A 16049-nucleotide genomic window follows, 5' to 3' on the forward strand; every position below is an offset into this window, starting at 1 on the left:
CCGGAAGGGCACCCAGCCGTGGCCGCACCCCGCACCCTTGATGACCGCTATGAGGTTGGCCCGCTGATCGGCCGCGGCGGCATGGCCGACGTCCACCGCGGGCGCGACCTTCGTCTGGGGCGCGAGGTCGCCATCAAGCTGCTGCGTGCCGATCTGGCCCGGGACCCGATGTTCCAGGCCAGGTTCCGCCGCGAGGCCCAGGCCGTGGCCGGACTGAACCATCCGTCGATCGTCGCCGTCTACGACACCGGCGAGGAACCTCTCCCTGAGATCGTGGGGAAAGGCCTGGCCGCACCGTTCATCGTGATGGAATACGTCGACGGCCGCACCCTGCGGGAGCTGCTCCGGGCCGGTGAAGTGACCGTGGAGTCCGCGGGCCGCTACGCCTTGGGCGTGCTGGACGCCCTGGACTACAGCCACCGCAAGGGAATCATCCACCGGGACATCAAGCCGGCCAACGTGATGGTCACCCCGGACGGCCACGTCAAGGTGATGGACTTCGGCATCGCCCGGGCCCTGGCCGACTCCGGGGCCACCATGACGCAGACCCAGGCCGTCGTCGGCACCGCCCAGTACCTCTCTCCCGAGCAGGCCCGCGGCGAGTCCGCTGACGCCCGCAGCGACCTGTACTCCGCCGGATGCCTGCTCTACGAGCTGCTCACCGGGCGCCCGCCGTTCATCGGGGACAGCCCCCTGTCCGTTGCCTACCAGCACGTCAGCGAGCAGGCGGTGCTCCCCAGCGAACTGAACCCGGACGTGCCCGCCCAGCTGGACGCCGTCGTCGAGCGCGCCCTGCGGAAGGACCGGGAGGACCGGTACCAGGGTGCCGCCGAGTTCGCCGCGGCGCTCGTGGCCGCCCGTGCCGGCCAGGACCCTGAGGCCGCCACCCAGGCGCTGGCCACGACCCCGCTGCCGGCTCCCGGCGCCGAGGACACCGCCACCGCCGCCTTTGCGATGCAGGCCGGGCCCCCCACCCGCGCCCACGACCTCCCGCCGCTGCGGGACCACGGGGAGCACCAGGCCCATGGAGAGCACCAGGAGACCCTGGCCGCCATGGTGCCGGTGGGAGCGCTGTCCGTGGAGTCGCCGTCCCCGGAAACCTACGATCCCGCTCCGGCGGAGGACGGCTACGGCCACTACGGGGAGCAGTACGCGACCGAGCACGCCGAACCGGCCTATCCCGCCCGCCGCGGCGGCCGGGACCGTTTCGACAGGGACCGCGATGCCGCCCGCCGGCGGGCATGGACCACGGTCCTGGCCCTCGCCGTCGTTGTGGTGCTGGGCGCCGGCGGCTGGCTGCTCTGGAACTGGAGCGAGGAGGAGCGGGCGCGCAACGCGACGGTCGCCGTGCCGGAGGTCGCCAATATGACCCTCACGCAGGCGCAAAACGCGCTGGTCGCCGTCAACCTGCGCCCGCTGACCGAGCAGGTGTACGACGACGCCGTCCCCAAGGACCTGGCCGTGGGCACCAAGCCGCTGGCCGGGGAGCAACTGCGGGTGGACTCCGAGGTGCGGCTGCTGATCTCCATGGGCCCCGAGCAGGTCCAGCTGCCCAAGGACCTGGCCGGACAGAGCGAGGCCTCCGTGGAGCGCGTGCTCACCGAGCTGGGACTGCTGGTCGGCGAAGTGAAGAACGACAACTCCGCGACCGTGCCCCGCGACCGGCTCGTCGGGACGAACCCCGAACTCGGCGAGCAGGTCAAGGCCGGCAGCACCGTGGACCTGACGTTCTCCACCGGGAAGGTCACGGTGCCGCGCCTGATCGACCTGACGGAGGAGAGCGCCCGCGCGGCCCTCGCCGACGACGCCGTGCAGCTGAATCTGGAAGTCCGCCAGGAGGAGAACTCGCTGGTGGAACCGGGCACGATCATCCGCCAGGAGCAGGCCGCCGGCAGCGACGTCGACCCGGGCAGCACCGTGGTGGTCACCGTCGCCGTGGCCCCGGCCGCGGAGGAGCCGGATCCGTCCGCTGACGAATCCTCCGATGGGTCCGGAGACTCCGGCGAGGATTCCGAGGGGGATTCCGACGAAGACTCGGGCGACGAGGGCGACTCGGGGAACGGACGCGGCGACTGGGAGGACTAGCGCGCGGGGCAGGCTAACCAAGCGGGGCGGTCCGGGACTTATGGCCCCGGGCCGCCCTACTGCTTGATGAGCGGGCTCAGGTCCGCGGCCGCAAGGGCCGCCCCGGCCAGCCCGAGGGACTCCAGCCAGTTGCCGAGCATCTGGTAGCCGCCCTCGGTGAGGACGGATTCGGGGTGGAACTGCACGCCCCACAGCGGCGCCTTGCGGTGCGCCAGGCCCATCACGACGCCGCCCTCGGTCTCGGCGGTGATTTCCAGCTCCTCCGGGATGGAGGAGCGCACGGCGGCCAGGGAGTGGTAGCGGGTCGCCGTGAACGGGTTGGCGACGTCGTGGAAGATCGGGTGGGAGCCGTGGTGCACCAGCGAGGTCTTCCCGTGCATCAGTTCCTCGGCGTGGGTGACCACGCCGCCGTAGGCCTCGGCGATGGCCTGGTGGCCCAGGCACACCCCCAGCAGCGGCTTGGCGTGGGTGCCGCACCACTTGATCAGCTCGACGCACACGCCGGCCTCGGCCGGGTTGCCCGGGCCGGGGGAGATCAGGACGCCGTCGCGCGCGGAGGCCAGTTCGATCGCCTCGGCCAGCGTGACGTCGTCGTTGCGGACCACGGTGGTTTCGGCGCCGAGTTCCTGCAGGTAGCCGACCAGCGTGTAGACGAAGCTGTCGTAGTTGTCGATCACCAGGATCCGGGTGGGGGCGGTCATCGCGGGAGCACCATGCCAATCGTCGAGTCGGTCCAGGGAACGAACTGGCGGTTCGCCCACGGGAACACGTATTCCATCAGGACCAGTATGGCCGCAGCAATCAGCAGGACGGAAATGAGGAGGCGGATCCACAGCGGTCCGGGCAGGTGGCGGAAAATCCAGGCGTACATTTGTTGCTCCCTGCTACTTCTGCAGCTTGGCGACGGTTGCGGCGATGGCCGCCGGCGGGCCGTCCGCGGCGGGCGTGAACGATTCGAGCACGGAGACGGCAATGATCCGCATCCGGGTGGTGAACGGGGGGTCGCAGCTGGTCATGGTCAGCACGGCCTCGGTGGGCTTTTCGCCCGGCCGGCCGGGCACCGGCGCCAGGACCTCGGCGGCGGAGGGGTGGACGATCTGCGTGCTGCGGTAGGCGTAGGTGTAAAAGCCCTTGGCGGTCTGCACGTAGATCAGGTCGCCGTCGCGGAGCCGGTCGATTTCGCGGAAAGCTTCCCCGTAAGTCTGCCGGTGGGCGGCCACGGCGAAGTTGCCCTTCTCCCCCGGCATCTGCGTGTCGGGGTAGTGGCCGATGCCCAGGGTGTTGAGCACGTCCAGTCCGACGCCGGTGGTCACCGGCCGCGCGAAGTCCTCGCCGAAGCGCGGGACATACATGACCGCGAACGGGTTCCCTTCCAGCAGCGGGTTATCCGCCGGTTCGCCAGCCGGCTCCTCGGCAGGAGTCCCGGCAAATCCTTCCAGGGCGCGCTCAACGGCCGTTTCCTGGGCGCGTCCGGCGTCGAGGTTCGTCCACCACAACTGCCAGACGACGAAGAGCAGCAGCACGGCGCCGGCGGTGAGAAACAGTTCGCCGAAAATCCCGAAGGCCGTCGAGAAGGGACCCCGCCGCGGGCGGTCGTGCGCAGCACCCGTTGATCTGCGGGTGACTTGGGCCGCTTCGGGCATTCCTGGTTCCTTCCGCGCCGTCGCCCGGGGCGGAAGGGCCCCAGCGGCTACAATTGAGATATTGACAAGGAGCGTGCCGGTGCTATTCGGACCGGCCCACCAGCCACAATAACGCCCGACCCGCAGTCTTCGCGGATGTCGCCGGCGCCCGAGCGCAGGAGAAGCCGTGCCAGAGTCCAAGACCCGACGCAAGAACCGCCGGCCCGACGAGGCCTCCGGCGCCGGCCAAGCCAGCTACAAGCCGCTGCCGGTCTGGTACAAGCCCGTCATGTTCGGCCTGATGATCCTGGGCCTGCTCTGGATCATGGTCTACTACATTTCCCAGGGCGTGCTGCCCGTGGTCATGATCGGCGGCTGGAACATCGTGATCGGCTTCGGGCTGGCGATGGCGGGCTTCTTCATGACCACCCGCTGGCGCTAGCTGTACTCAGCCAGCAGGTTGGTTGCACCGGCTGCCCCGCGCTTACCATCCCCCGGTCCCTGCGGCCGGTGCCGGGCGCCCCGCGCGGGTCACTCGACGAACTTCAGCCCCACGACACATCCGATCAGGACCGTGATCAGGACGATCTTCTGCCAGCTGACGGCGTCGCCGCCGAAGGCCATTCCGTAGGCCACGGTCAGGGACGCCCCGATGCCCACCCACACCGCGTAAGCGGTTCCGATGGATATGCTTCGCATGGCATATGCCAGACCCAGCATGCTCAGGACCACGCCGATCCCGAACACCACCGCGGGCCCCAGGCGGGTGAATCCCTCCGACTTGCCCAGGGCCACCGCCCAGACGGCCTCCAACAGTCCCGACACCACCAACACGATCCACGCCATGGCGCACCCGTCCCTTCAGCGGCCGTCTTGTCGTGGTCCGGGTACGGCTCCCTCGTCCGGGGAAAGGTGGATTCCTGCCGGTTAGGCTACCACCGGAGGCCCTCCCCCTTGCCCGCCCGCCCCGTCGCGCTCCCGACCGAAAGACACCATGACCCAGAACACCAAGACCCAAGACGGCACGACCCAGTCCCACCTCTCCTCCACCGCCCCTTCCAAACTCCCGCCCAAGAAGCTCTACGGCGCCCTCGCGCTGGCGGAAATGGTCACTTGGGCCCTGCTGATCCTGGGCATGGTGCTGAAGTACTCCGGCATCACCGAGGCGCTGGTGCCCGTGTTCGGACTGGTCCACGGCGTGGTGTTTTTGGCCTACTGCGTGGTGACGGTGTTCGTCTGGGTCAACCAGCGCTGGGGCTTCGTCCGCGGCCTGCTGGGGCTGGCCTCCGCCATCATTCCCTTCGCCACCCTGCCGTTTGAGCGGGCCACCGCCCGGCGCGGGCTGCTGGAGGGCGGCTGGCGGCTGGCCCCCGGCGGCGAGCAGCCTTCCGGGGCGGTCGAAAAGCTGCAGGCCTTGTGCCTGCGCCGTCCGGTGGCTGCCTCCGTGGTGGGCGCCGTGCTGATCGCCGCGGCCACCGCCGCGCTGCTGGCCGTTGGCCCGCCGGTCCCCAAGGGCTAGCGCGCGGGGCAGGCCCTCTCGTGTCGACTTCGTCGCCACGCAGGGACCCGACTGCCCCGCGCTTGCGGGGGAACGGCCCTCTCGTGTCGACTTCGTCGCCACGCAGGGACCCGACTGCCCCGCGCTTTGCGGAGGAACGGCCCCGTCCCTGCTACCGGTGACCACGCGCCCCCTTACGGCGTAGCGTGGGAACGTGGATTGGATCCTCTGGTTCGACGCGGGCTGGTTCAACGCCACCGACCGCGAGTTTGCCCGGCAAGTGCTGCAGCGCGGCATCGCAGCGCTGTACTTCGTGGCGTTCCTGTCCACGCTGAACCAGTTCCCGGCGCTGCTCGGCGAACACGGCCTGCTGCCGGTGCCCCGGTACCTGGAACGGACCATCCAAAGCGGCCTGCGGCCGCGCCCCACCCTGTTCACCCGCTGGCCGTACACCGACCGGCGGCTGCGCGCGATGTGCTGGACGGGCCTGGCCGTCTCCGCGCTGCTGGTTGCCGGCCTGCCCCAAGCGGGTCCCCCGTGGGTGCCGATGGTCGCGTTCCTGCTCCTGTGGGGGATGTATATGTCCATCGTCAACGTGGGGCACACCTTCTACGGGTTCGGCTGGGAGATGCTGCTGCTGGAGGCCGGGTTCCTGGCGGCTTTCCTCGGTTCCGACCGCGTGCCCCCGCCCGCCCCCATGATCCTTCTGGCCATCTGGCTGGTGTTCCGCCTGGAGTTCGGCGCCGGGATGATCAAGATCCGCGGCGGCAGCGAATGGCGGGACTTCACGGCCCTTTTCTACCATCACGAGACCCAGCCCATGCCGGGCCCGCTCAGCCGGCAGGCCCACCTGCTGCCCAAGCCGCTGCACCGGATGGAGGTGGCCGGCAACCACTTCGCCCAACTGGTGGTGCCGTTCCTGCTCTTCGCTCCGCAGCCGGTGGCGACCATCGCCGCGGCCGTCGTCGTGGGGACCCAGCTGTGGCTGGTGGCCACCGGGAACTTCGCCTGGCTGAACTGGATGGCGATCGTGCTGGCCTTCAGCGCGGTCAGCGACCGCGTGGTGCACGCCGTGCTGCCGATGATCCCGCTGGGGCAGGAACCGGGCCCGGGCTCCCCGTTGTGGTGGGTCGTGCTGGTCTGGGCCGTGGCGGCGCTGCTGCTGGTGCTCAGCTACCGGCCCCTGCTGAATCTCTTCTCGCGGGGCCAGCTCATGAACGCCGCCTTCAACCGCTGGCAGCTGGTCAACGCCTACGGCGCCTTCGGGACCGTGACCAAGGAGCGGATAGAGATCATCGTCGAGGGCACCCTGGACGCGGAGCCGGACAACGTGGCCGACTGGCGCGAATACGGGTTCAAGGGCAAGCCGGGGGACGTGCGGCGGCTGCCCCGCCAGTGGGCTCCGTACCATCTGCGGCTGGACTGGCTCATGTGGTTCCTGCCCCTGCGCTCGGTGCACGAGCGCTGGTTCCACGCGTTCCTGAGCCACCTGCTGGCCGCCGACCCCGCGATCCTGAAGCTGCTGCGTGAGGACCCGTTCGACGGCGAGCGCCCGGCCTGGGTGCGCGCCCGCGCGTTCCTGTACCGGTATTCGACGCGGGCGGAATTCCGCCAAACCGGGCAGCAGTGGATCCGCACCCCGCTGGGAGAAGTGGTCCCGCCGGTGTCCCGGGGCCGGAGCGCGTAGGCCCGGCATCCCCCTATGGCGGCGTCCGCCGGCGCTTCGGGCTACCTCCGGTAGGCCGGACCGGTCCCGGCGGCGAACCGTTCGCGGGCCCAGTCCCCGAACGCGGTGCCCGGCTGCATCGAGGCCGGCATGAGGTTGTGGCCGGCGCGGAAGGCGCGCATCAGGGCGCCCGGGAGGGGAAGTTCGACGACGGCTCCGCCCCGGCCGCCGGCCGCGCGCCGGGCGGCCAGCCACTGCTCGGCGGCGTCCTTGGCCGTGAGGATCTGCGGGCCTCCGGCCCCGACGAAGCGCCCCCGGGGGCCGGCGTCGAGCGTGTCCACGACGACCCTGGCCGCGTCCGCCGCGGCCAGCGGTTGCACGGCGAGTCCGCGCGGCACGAAGGCGACGGGCACCGCCGCCACCACGCGCAGGAGCGAGTCCAGCAGTTCGTGGAACTGGCCCAGCCGCAGCACCGTCCAAGGCACCCCGGCGCGGAGGACTTCCTGTTCGCCCTCCGCCTTGGCGCGGTAGTAGGCGAACGGGATGCGGTCCACCCCGAGGATGGAGATGTACAGGAAGTGGGCCACGTGCTGCCGGGTGGCCGCCTCGGCCAGCCGGCGCGTCCCGTCCACGTCCACCTCGCGCCAGCCCGCAGGGGTGGTGGCGGTGGCCAGGTGGATGACGGCCTCGGCACCCACGCAGGCCGCGTCCAGCCCCGCGCCGGTGGCCAGGTCCCCGGACACCCCGCCGGCGACCCCTTCCCGGCGGGTCAGCACCGATACCTCGTCCCCGCGGGCGCGCAACAGTTCCACCACCCGGGTGCCGAGCACTCCCGTTCCTCCGGCCACCAGAATCCGCATGCCCCTTAGCCTTGTGCCCACGGCCGGTCCGGTCAAGGCCAATGCCGTCTGGGCCGGGCCGATTTAGGTCGCCGCGGCCGCGGCGGGGTCGGCGAGTGCCGGCCCGGTGAATCCGCCCCGGCCGTCCCGGCGTTTCAGGGTCCGGGGGCCGCGGCCCGCAGCCCCCGGGAGGCCTCCAGCACCGCGGCCGTAACGCGGTCCAGGGCGGGGGAGTCCAGCTTCCAGCGCTGCCAGTACAGCCGCACCCGCACCTCCCACGCCGGGTCCAGCGCCAGCAGCGAGCCGTCGCCCGGATCCTGCAGGTCTGGAACCAGGCCCCAGCCCAGGCCGGCCGCGATGGAACGGACGAACTGGACCGAGTCGGGGACGTAGTGCGCCGGCGGCTGCGCTCCCGCGGCGTAGCGCCGCAGCAGTCCCGCCTGCAGGCCGTCGGAGCGGTCGAAGTGGACCACGGGCGCCACGGCAAGGCCGGCGGCGGGATCGTCGGCGGAGTCCTGCCCGAACCACCGCGCGGCGAAGTCCGGCGCCGCCATCGCCCGGTAGCGCACGGACCCCAGCCGCGTCGCGGAACACCCCTGCACCGGCTGGCCGCTGGTGGTGACCGCGCCCATCGCCCGCCCGGAGCGCAGCAGTTCGATTGAATGCGCCTCATCCTCGCGCAGCACCTCCACCGCCAGGGAGTCCTCGGACGCCAGGTCCCGCAGCGCGGCACCGAACCAGGTGGACAGCGAATCCGCGTTGACGGCCACGGCGACGGGAACCCGGGCGGATCCGGCGCCGCGCGGCGTGCCGCCCAGTTCCGCGGCGGCCTCCCCGGCCAGCAGTTCCAGCTGGCGCGCGAGGCGCAGCAGGACCTCGCCGGCGGGCGTGGGGCGGGCTGGCCGTGTGCGCTGCACAACGACGGTCCCCACCTGCCGTTCCAAGGCCTTGATCCGCTGGCTGACGGCGGAGGGGGTGACGTGCAGGCGCCGGGCCGCGGCCTCGAAGCCGCCACCGTCCACCACGGCGGCGAAGGCCCGCAACTGGTCCGCTGGGAAGTCCATGTTTAGGAATCCTAATGGTGCTGAAGAATCTTTAGCTGGACCGCAGGGAAGGCGGGTTCCTACCGTGGAAGAGTGGCTTCCTTCCCCGTTCTTGCCGGCTTCGGTTCCGGCCTGTCCCTCATTGCTGCGATCGGCGCCCAGAACGCCTTTGTGCTCCGCCAAGGCATCCGGCGCGAACACGTCCTGCCTGTGGTGGCGGTGTGCATCGCCTCCGACGCCCTGCTGATCCTGGCGGGGGTGGCCGGCTTCGGGGCGCTGACGTCGCAGGCACCGTGGCTGCTGGTGGCAGCGCGGCTGGGCGGGGCCGCGTTCCTGCTGGTCTACGCCGTGTTCGCCGCCCGGCGCGCGCTGCGCCCGGCGGCCCTGACGGTGGAGGACGCCGCTCCCCCGGGGAGCGACCGGCGCACCGGGGCGCAGGCTGCGGTGCTCACCGTTGCGGCGCTGACCTGGCTGAACCCGCACGTGTACCTGGACACCGTGGTGCTGCTCGGCTCCCTCGCCGCCGCCCAGGGGGATCCGGGGCGCTGGCTGTTCGCCGTCGGGGCGGCCGTGGCCAGCCTGCTGTGGTTCTCCGCGCTGGGATTCGGGGCCCGCGGATTGCGCCGGTTCTTCGCCCGCCCGGCGTCCTGGCGGGTGCTGGACGGGCTGGTCGCCGTGGTCATGGCCGCCCTGGCCGTGTCCCTGCTGCTGCATTGAGCCTTATGCACGGAGTTTTGTGCACCGAGTCTTGGGTGCGGAGGCGGGCCTCAGACCTCCACCCGCAGCACCCGCGAGGCGCCGCCCTCGTTGGTCGCCAGCCACAGGGTCCCGTCCGGGGCCACGGCGACATCGCGCAGCCGGCCGAACCCGCCCGCTGCGGCGTTCCCGCGCAGGAAGTCCGCGGCCCCCGGAAGCCGGCCCCCGGCGTCGTACTCCGTGCCCGGCTCGGGCAGCGGAAGCCGCCACAGGCGCTGTCCGCGCAGGCAGGCGACGTAGGCCGTCCCGCCCAGGATGGCCAGGGCGCTGGGGGAGGCGTCCGCCGTGGAGGACCACACGTGCACCGCCGGGATGGTCCCCGCGGCCGGATGCGTGCCGGTGACCAGCGGCCAGCCGTGGTTGTCGCCGGCGCGGACCAGGTTCAGTTCGTCGTCGCGGTCCGGCCCGAATTCGCTTGCCCACAGGCGCCCGTGCCCGTCCCAGGCCAGGCCCTGCACGTTGCGGTGGCCGAAGCTGTGGACCGCGTTGCCGAAGGGGTTCCCGGGGGCGGGCGTCCCGTCCCGGGCCAGCCGCAGGATCTTGCCGGCGAGCGCGGCGGTGTCCTGCGCCAAGTCCGCGTGGGAGGCGTCCCCGGTGCCGACGTAGAGGAAACCGTCGGGGCCGAAGGCGATCCGGCCGCCGTTGTGGATGCGGCTGCTGGGGATCTCCGCGAGCAGGACGGTTTCGCGGCCCAAGGCGTTTTCGGGGCCCAGCCCGTCCCCGTAGCGGAAGGAGCTGACGCGGTTGCCGTCCGCTGCGGTGCGGTAGACATAGAGCAGCCCGTCGCGCGCAAACTCGGGGGAGAGCGCCAGCCCCAGCAGGCCCCCCTCGCCGCCGTGGACCGTGCCGGGAACCTCGGCGACCGTTTCGTTCACGCCGGATCCACCCACGGCCGGACCGATGCGCTTGATGAGGGCGGTGTCGCGCTCGGAGACCAGGGCGGTGCCGTCGGGCAGGAAGGCGAGCGACCACGGGGTGTCCAGCCCCTCGGCAATGGTCGCGGTGACGGCCGGGTCCGTACCGCCGTCCGCGGGGGCAGAGGACGACGCCGGGGCGCCGCTTCCGGAGGTGGTGCTTGCGGTGGCCTGCGGAGGCGACGATGCCCCGCTCCGGCCGCCGGTGCCGCATCCGGCCAGCAGTCCGGCCGCCGCAGCGGCCAGGACGGTTCGGCGGGGCAGCATCGCCCGCCCAAGCAGGGCCGCCCGGCCGGGCGGCATATCCCCGCGGGGCAGGGGTTCCCCGGCCGGGTTTCCGGACCGTTCCACGCGCATGGGGCCAGCGTAGGGGCCTAGAGGAGCCGGGAATAGACCACGTTGGTGCGGACCTTGGCGAAGCCGACGCGCTCGTACAGGCCCACGGCGCCGGTGGGGCTCTCCGAGTCCACGCCCAGTTCCACGCGCCGGTACCCGGCCTCCCGCGCCGCCCGGACGACGTCCGTCAGCAGGGTGGCGGCCAGGCCGCGGCCGCGGGCCCGCCGCCGGGTGCCGACCAGGTTGACGTGGAGCGTGCCGGGAGTCCATTCGGCGCACAGGACGTAGGAGTCGACGGCGCCGGCGGGGGAGTCCGCGGCCGGGGTGCCGCTCCCTTCCGGACCGGGGGACGCGGCCGGACCGGCGGATGCATCGGCCTGCGGGCCGGCGAGCGCGACGCGGGAGAGCGCCGGGCGCGCACTGCGCGATGCGAGCATGTCGGCCCAGGCCTCCGGGGTGCGCGGGGTGGAGCCCCAGTGGTCGGCGAAGGCCTCGTTGTGGGCCAGCCGGACCGCTTCGGCATGGCGCGGGTCGAAGGGGAGGGCCAGCGGGGACGGCTGCCCGGCGTCGGGATCTTGCCAGATGGGGAGATCCAACCGCATGTCCTGGAAGTAGCGCACCGGCTCATAGCCCCGGGCGGCCGCCAGCCGGGTGGTCCCCGACCCCGGGGCATTGGCCCACACGTCCACCCGCACCGGAGCGCCGGGATGGCGCTGGGCGGAGAGCTCGCCCGCCCGCGCCTCCAGGCGGTCCATGATGTCCCGTCCCACGCCGCGGCCCCGGTAGGCGGGGTCGACGCCCCCGTGGATGCTGGCCATCGCCCGGCCCTCCAGCAGGGCGGCCTTGATGCGCAACTGGCCGTAGCCGACCATCCGGCCCCCGTCCCAGACCCCGATGCTGTCCAGGGCTGGGGTGAAGCCGGGTTCGTCGAGTTCCTCCGCCAGGTCCTCGGGGGCGTAGCGCTCGTCGGTGCCGTCCGCCTCGGCGAGCACGTCGGTCAGGACGCTCCAGGCCTCGGTGTCGGCGGGCGTGATCGGCCGGTGTTCCAGCGGCACGGCGGCTCCCTTCGGGACGTCTTTGCGGGCGTGGTCCGCGCACGCGGCGGACTTCACCACGCTAGCGGCGGGCACGGAGCCTGTCACGCCTCCGGCCGCCCGGCCGCCGTTTCCCTGGCCGCCTCGCTGGCCGCCTTCCTAAAGGATCGCTGTCGCGTTGGCCGGGGATCCCGTGGCGCCAACGATGTTGAGGGGCTTGACGACAACGAGCGCGTGCCATTGGCCCAGCTCGCGCATGCGGCGGGCGAGGGGGCCGAGGCGCCAGAGTTCCCCCAGCGGCAGGCCGAGCTTGGCGAGGATTTCCTGATGCATCATGCCGCGGTCGTTGGGGGCCGAGTCCCGGAAGGGGGAGTCAGGGACCGGGGGGAGGCATTCGACCGCGAAGTTGTCGGCGGCGAGCATGGTCAGCCCGTTGTTCCAGGCCCAGTCCACGAGTTCTTCGCTTTGGGCCATGCCGGTGGCACGGCCGGTGGACTGCTGGTCCCTCTTTGCTGCCTCGTCGAGGCCCAGGAACCATTCGCTCCAGCCGGTGTGGAGCATCACGAGGTCTCCGGTGGCCACGTCGGTGCCCTGGGCTTCGAGCGCGTCCGGAATCAGGTGGAACGGCAGCGGCTGGCCCGCGGCGTGGTCGATGCGCAGGCCACGGCCTTCGGCGTAGCCGGCCAGGTCGACGAGCACGCCGCGGGTGACGATGGGGTCGTCGGCCCAGACCTGGATGCCGATGTCCTCGCTGCCGGCGCGGACCTGGCTGTCTTGGACGCCTCCGTAGAACCCGACGTCGTCCGCGCGGCGGTGCCGCAGCCCGTCCACCTGGCTCGAGCCCTGCAGGTAGAACCCGTCGAGGAAGTCGTCGCGGTGGGCGGGGTGGTTCGCGTAGATCGTGTGGACCGGCGCCTTGCGGGCCTTGGACATGCCCGGGGCGAAGGCGTCCACCGCGTAGTCGAGGCCGAACACCTCCCCGTGCCGGACGGAGCCGGCGGCGGCGAGCACCGAGGAGGTGTCGGCGAAGGACGGGGTACCCCGCCAGGGTTCGCCGAACAGCTCCCACGAGGTCCCCGCGAGGACGCCGGGCCGCTGCTTGAGCTGCCGGCGGTCGGGCAACCCGTGCCGGGGGGCGCTCATCGGGTTCCCGCCTCGGTCAGGTGGGCCGGCTGCCGCTGCTTGACGTGGACCAGGACGTAGGCCGCGATGGACGCAACCGACGCGGCGATGCACAGGACGGTCTTGAAGACGCCGTTGGGGGCGGTGAGGATCCCGGCGTCGCCTGCGGCGAGGCCCAGTGCCTGCCAGATGATGAGCAGCAAGCCACCGAGCAGGGCTGTGGCGAGCGAGGCGGTGAAAACGGTCCGGGCGATGCGGTGGAGCATGGGGGTTCCTTGTCAGACGGGCAGGAGGCCGGTGGCAACGAGCACGCCGATGCCGAGCAGGGGCAGGGCGTAGTAGAGGAGCATGCGGCGGAAGGTGTGGAGCGGGTCCACGCCGGCGATGCCGCACGCGACGTACAGCGGCGCCCCGCCGGGCGGCACGGCGGCCTCGCAGGAGGAGAAGATCAGCACCGCGACGGCGGCGGTGGGGGCGGGCACGCCAGCTGCGATGAGCGCGGCGACGCCGATGGTGCCCACGGCGGCCATGGTCGCGGTGGAGGAGAGCGGCGCGGCGACGGCGACGACGATGAGGCCGATGACCAGGGCGAGCAGCCACACGGGCAGGTCCAGGCTCCCGAGCAGCCCGGAGAGCTGCTCCGGCAGGCCGGTGGTGGCCAGCGCGTTGGCGCCGGCGAACGCGAAAAGCACGGTGATGCCAACGACGCCGAAGCGCGGGGCGGAGTCCCCGATGAGCGTGGCCCAGGCCTTGGGGCTGCGCGGCAGCTGCCGGCGGCCGAGGACCAGGCCCAGCGCGATGAGCACCACCGGGATCCAGAAGATCGGGCTGACGGCCTTGGACACGTCGGTCCCGGTGTGGTTGGAGAGCAGTTCGGCGAGCAGGCCGGTGGTGAGGAACATGGGCAGCGCGACGCCGACGAAGAGCAGCAGCGTGGTCCAGCCGCGGCGGAGGGACTCGAGCAGCAGGGGCCGGTTCTCCTTGGCGGTGGCCTGTCCGCCGCTGCGCCGCACGAGGATCGCGGTGACGACGAGTCGGTGCAGCACGCACCACAGGCCGCCGGCGATCAACGGCACGATCAGCGAATCGACGTCCAGCAGCGGGCCGACGGTGGAGGAGCCGACGAGCACGAACATGGACGCGCTGAAGGGGAAGGTGATGCCCATGCCGGCGTTGCCGGCCACGATGGTCGCGGCGGTGGTGCGGTCCATCTTGGCCCGTTCCATCCAAGGGATGGTCACGGATCCGACGGTCGCGGCGATGGCGGCCTGGTTGTGCACGATGCTGCCGAGCCCGGCGGAGGCGACGGTGGAGACGTAGGCCGAGCCGCCCTTCCGTCCGCCAATGAGGGAGTCGAGCAGATTGATCATCCGTTCCATGACGCCGGCCTTTTCCAGCAGGTAGCCCATAAAGACAAAGACGACGGTGGCGTAGACGATCTCGTCGGTCAGCGCGTCGTAGAGCGCGGTCCAGCCGGCGGCCAGCGCGCCGGCTCCGTTGAAGGCGGCGGCGACGAGGAAGCCGACCATCATGGCTTCACCGACGTTGCGCCGCATGAGCGTCGTCCAGAGGATGATGACCGCCAGATAGGCGCCCAGCGCCCACACGCCGATCATGTCCGGTCCTTTCGGGGCGGGAAGCAGGACATCATCAGGATGCCACGGTTTCGGTCGCGGCCATCCGTTCCATGGCACCGGCCGAGGCGTCGGTCATCTCCGACGGGACGCCCAGTTCGGCGAGGTAGCCGCTGGTGGAGCGCATCTCGAAGGACCGGCGGGCCGCGTGCTTCTGCGTGCCGTTGAGGAAGCGATCGATCACGGCTTCGCCGTCCCCGGCCAGCATGGCGGCGATCTGGGTGCGGACGAAGTCCTCCAGGCCGGCGGCCCGTCCGGCGGTGACCGCCTCGACGACGACGGAGGCCAGCCCCTTCATGAACACGCTGCGCAGGAGCTTGTGCGCCATCGCGGCCCCCGGGAGGCCGGGCACGACCTCGACCGGGGCCCCGATCCCGGAGACCAGGGCGGCGAACGCCTCGGCGCCGGGGCCGCTGGCCATCAGCGGGGTCTCCTCCCGCTGGGAGATGACCGGGCCGAGGATCGCGACGTCGGCGAACAGCACCCCGCCGGCGGTCCGGCCGAGTTCCTCCATGGTGCCGGGGGAGGAGGAGGTCAGGTCCGCGTAGCAGGCACCCTTCCGCATGGCGGGGAGGCACTCGGCCGCGACCGGCCGGGCCGCACCGGCCCCGGTGAGGACCAGGACGGCATCGGCGTCGGCGCAGGCGGCCGCGGCGCTGGGCGCGAGCTCGACGCCGGCGGGCGCGGTGGTGACGACCGGGTCGTAGCCGGTCACCCGGTGGCCGGCGCGCAGCAGGGCGGAGGCGTAGATGGCGCCGGCCTCGCCGAGGCCGATGATCGTGCAGTTCATGGTGCTGTTTCCTTCAGATGGTGCTGGGGGTGCTTAGGAGGCGGCCGCGCGTTCGGCGACGATGCGGGCCCGGCGTTCGGCCTCGTCGGCGAACACGGCCTCCGCCGCCTCGGCGATGCGCTCTGCCTGGTCGCGCGGAACGACGACGACGCCGTCGGAATCCCCGATGACGATGTCCCCGGGCAGGACGGGTACGCCGCCGAAGGCGACGGGCACCGCGATGCGCGAGGGTCCGTTCTTGTAGGGGCCGGCGGGGGTGGTGGCACGGGCGAAGACCGGCAGGCCGATCTCGCCGAGGACCTCCGCGTCCCGCGCGGCACCGTCGAGGGCGAATCCGGCGAGGCCGGCGGAAATCGCCCGTTCGCCGATGAGCTCGCCCAGGAGGGCGCGGGAGGTGTCGCCGCCTCCGGCAACGACCACGACGTCGCCGGGCTGCGCCACGGCGAGGCTTTCGTGGATGCCGCGGTTGTCGCCGGCGGCGACCCAGACGGTAAAGGCCGGACCGGCGAGCTTCGCTCCGGGCCAGATGGCCTGGATCGCGGAGTCGGCAACCCCCAGGCGTTCCATGGCATCGCCGATGTTGGCGGCGGGCAGGGCCGCGAGGCGCGCGACGAGCTCGGGCGCAGGGCGATCGAAGTCGGTGGCGGTGGAGGTGTCTGCGGCTGTGGTCATGAGCTGATCCTTCGTGTGTTGGTGCCGGGCCCGGGCCG

18 protein-coding genes and 1 riboswitch are annotated in these 16049 nt (G+C 72.1%); of the genes, 5 read left to right on the top strand and 13 right to left on the bottom strand.

Features of this window, described 5'->3' with window-relative positions; genetic code table 11:
• Positions 1 to 18 precede the first annotated feature (18 nt).
• Positions 19 to 2085: a Stk1 family PASTA domain-containing Ser/Thr kinase gene (pknB, locus tag ABD912_RS19105; protein WP_345153382.1), complete on the top strand. Its 2067-nt coding sequence runs from the start codon at positions 19 to 21 to the stop codon at positions 2083 to 2085.
• A gap of 56 nt (positions 2086 to 2141) precedes the next feature.
• On the opposite strand, the gene ABD912_RS19110 is transcribed toward pknB, so the two are convergent.
• The 3 genes from ABD912_RS19110 to ABD912_RS19120 are packed head-to-tail and all read right to left on the bottom strand — an operon-like array spanning position 2142 to position 3728.
• On the bottom strand, positions 2142 to 2786 hold the full coding sequence (locus ABD912_RS19110) for an anthranilate synthase component II (RefSeq protein ID WP_345153384.1): 645 nt from the start codon (positions 2784 to 2786) through the stop codon (positions 2142 to 2144).
• Positions 2783 to 2956: a hypothetical protein gene (locus tag ABD912_RS19115; protein WP_345153386.1), complete on the bottom strand. Its 174-nt coding sequence runs from the start codon at positions 2954 to 2956 to the stop codon at positions 2783 to 2785. Before ABD912_RS19115 ends, ABD912_RS19110 begins: the two co-directional genes overlap by 4 nt.
• 13 nt (positions 2957 to 2969) lie before the next feature.
• Complete coding sequence (locus tag ABD912_RS19120; RefSeq protein ID WP_345153388.1) at positions 2970 to 3728, bottom strand: class E sortase; 759 nt, start codon at positions 3726 to 3728, stop codon at positions 2970 to 2972.
• Positions 3729 to 3894: 166 nt separating this feature from the next.
• Between ABD912_RS19120 and ABD912_RS19125 the strand changes: the two genes are divergently transcribed.
• The gene (locus tag ABD912_RS19125; RefSeq protein WP_345153390.1) at positions 3895 to 4149 is read left to right on the top strand and encodes a cell division protein CrgA; all 255 of its coding nucleotides are present in this window, start codon (positions 3895 to 3897) and stop codon (positions 4147 to 4149) included.
• An 89-nt stretch (positions 4150 to 4238) separates the two neighbouring features.
• On the opposite strand, the gene ABD912_RS19130 is transcribed toward ABD912_RS19125, so the two are convergent.
• The gene (locus tag ABD912_RS19130; RefSeq protein ID WP_345153392.1) at positions 4239 to 4553 is read right to left on the bottom strand and encodes a DMT family transporter; all 315 of its coding nucleotides are present in this window, start codon (positions 4551 to 4553) and stop codon (positions 4239 to 4241) included.
• Between the two features lie 17 nt (positions 4554 to 4570).
• Positions 4571 to 4633, bottom strand: a riboswitch (guanidine-III (ykkC-III) riboswitch).
• A gap of 68 nt (positions 4634 to 4701) precedes the next feature.
• Between ABD912_RS19130 and ABD912_RS19135 the strand changes: the two genes are divergently transcribed.
• Both ABD912_RS19135 and ABD912_RS19140 read left to right on the top strand, forming a co-directional pair.
• Positions 4702 to 5226, top strand: a complete 525-nt coding sequence (locus ABD912_RS19135; RefSeq protein ID WP_345153393.1) for a DUF3817 domain-containing protein — start codon at positions 4702 to 4704, stop codon at positions 5224 to 5226.
• A gap of 193 nt (positions 5227 to 5419) precedes the next feature.
• The gene (locus ABD912_RS19140; protein ID WP_345153396.1) at positions 5420 to 6892 is read left to right on the top strand and encodes a lipase maturation factor family protein; all 1473 of its coding nucleotides are present in this window, start codon (positions 5420 to 5422) and stop codon (positions 6890 to 6892) included.
• Positions 6893 to 6933: 41 nt separating this feature from the next.
• Here the strand turns inward: ABD912_RS19140 and ABD912_RS19145 are convergent, their stop codons facing one another.
• Together ABD912_RS19145 and ABD912_RS19150 are read right to left on the bottom strand one after the other, a co-directional pair.
• A complete protein-coding gene (locus tag ABD912_RS19145) occupies positions 6934 to 7731 on the bottom strand; it encodes an SDR family oxidoreductase (RefSeq protein WP_345153398.1) in 798 nt (265 codons plus the stop codon).
• Positions 7732 to 7865: 134 nt separating this feature from the next.
• On the bottom strand, positions 7866 to 8774 hold the full coding sequence (locus tag ABD912_RS19150) for a LysR family transcriptional regulator ArgP (protein ID WP_345153400.1): 909 nt from the start codon (positions 8772 to 8774) through the stop codon (positions 7866 to 7868).
• A gap of 72 nt (positions 8775 to 8846) precedes the next feature.
• On the opposite strand from ABD912_RS19150, the gene ABD912_RS19155 reads away from it, so the two are divergent.
• A complete protein-coding gene (locus ABD912_RS19155; RefSeq protein ID WP_345153402.1) occupies positions 8847 to 9470 on the top strand; it encodes a LysE/ArgO family amino acid transporter in 624 nt (207 codons plus the stop codon).
• 50 nt (positions 9471 to 9520) lie between these two features.
• Here ABD912_RS19155 and ABD912_RS19160 read toward each other — a convergent pair whose 3' ends face one another.
• The 7 genes from ABD912_RS19160 to ABD912_RS19190 all read right to left on the bottom strand — a co-directional run bounded on the left by ABD912_RS19160 (position 9521) and on the right by ABD912_RS19190 (position 16011).
• Positions 9521 to 10780: a PQQ-dependent sugar dehydrogenase gene (locus ABD912_RS19160; protein ID WP_345153404.1), complete on the bottom strand. Its 1260-nt coding sequence runs from the start codon at positions 10778 to 10780 to the stop codon at positions 9521 to 9523.
• A 17-nt stretch (positions 10781 to 10797) separates the two neighbouring features.
• Positions 10798 to 11814, bottom strand: a complete 1017-nt coding sequence (locus ABD912_RS19165) for a GNAT family N-acetyltransferase (protein WP_345153406.1) — start codon at positions 11812 to 11814, stop codon at positions 10798 to 10800.
• Between the two features lie 138 nt (positions 11815 to 11952).
• A complete protein-coding gene (locus ABD912_RS19170; RefSeq protein WP_345153408.1) occupies positions 11953 to 12936 on the bottom strand; it encodes a cyclase family protein in 984 nt (327 codons plus the stop codon).
• Complete coding sequence (locus ABD912_RS19175) at positions 12933 to 13181, bottom strand: hypothetical protein (protein WP_345153409.1); 249 nt, start codon at positions 13179 to 13181, stop codon at positions 12933 to 12935. The genes ABD912_RS19170 and ABD912_RS19175 overlap by 4 nt, the downstream gene beginning before the upstream one ends.
• Before the next feature lie 12 nt (positions 13182 to 13193).
• Entirely contained in the window at positions 13194 to 14531 is a 1338-nt protein-coding gene (locus tag ABD912_RS19180; protein WP_345153411.1) for a TRAP transporter large permease subunit, read from the bottom strand.
• A 34-nt stretch (positions 14532 to 14565) separates the two neighbouring features.
• A complete protein-coding gene (locus ABD912_RS19185) occupies positions 14566 to 15339 on the bottom strand; it encodes an NAD(P)-dependent oxidoreductase (RefSeq protein WP_345153412.1) in 774 nt (257 codons plus the stop codon).
• Positions 15340 to 15372: 33 nt separating this feature from the next.
• Positions 15373 to 16011, bottom strand: a complete 639-nt coding sequence (locus ABD912_RS19190; RefSeq protein ID WP_345153414.1) for an RraA family protein — start codon at positions 16009 to 16011, stop codon at positions 15373 to 15375.
• Positions 16012 to 16049: the final 38 nt, after the last annotated feature.

The sequence above is a fragment of the Arthrobacter ginkgonis genome (assembly GCF_039540195.1).
Taxonomy (GTDB): Bacteria; Actinomycetota; Actinomycetes; order Actinomycetales; family Micrococcaceae; genus Zafaria; species Zafaria ginkgonis.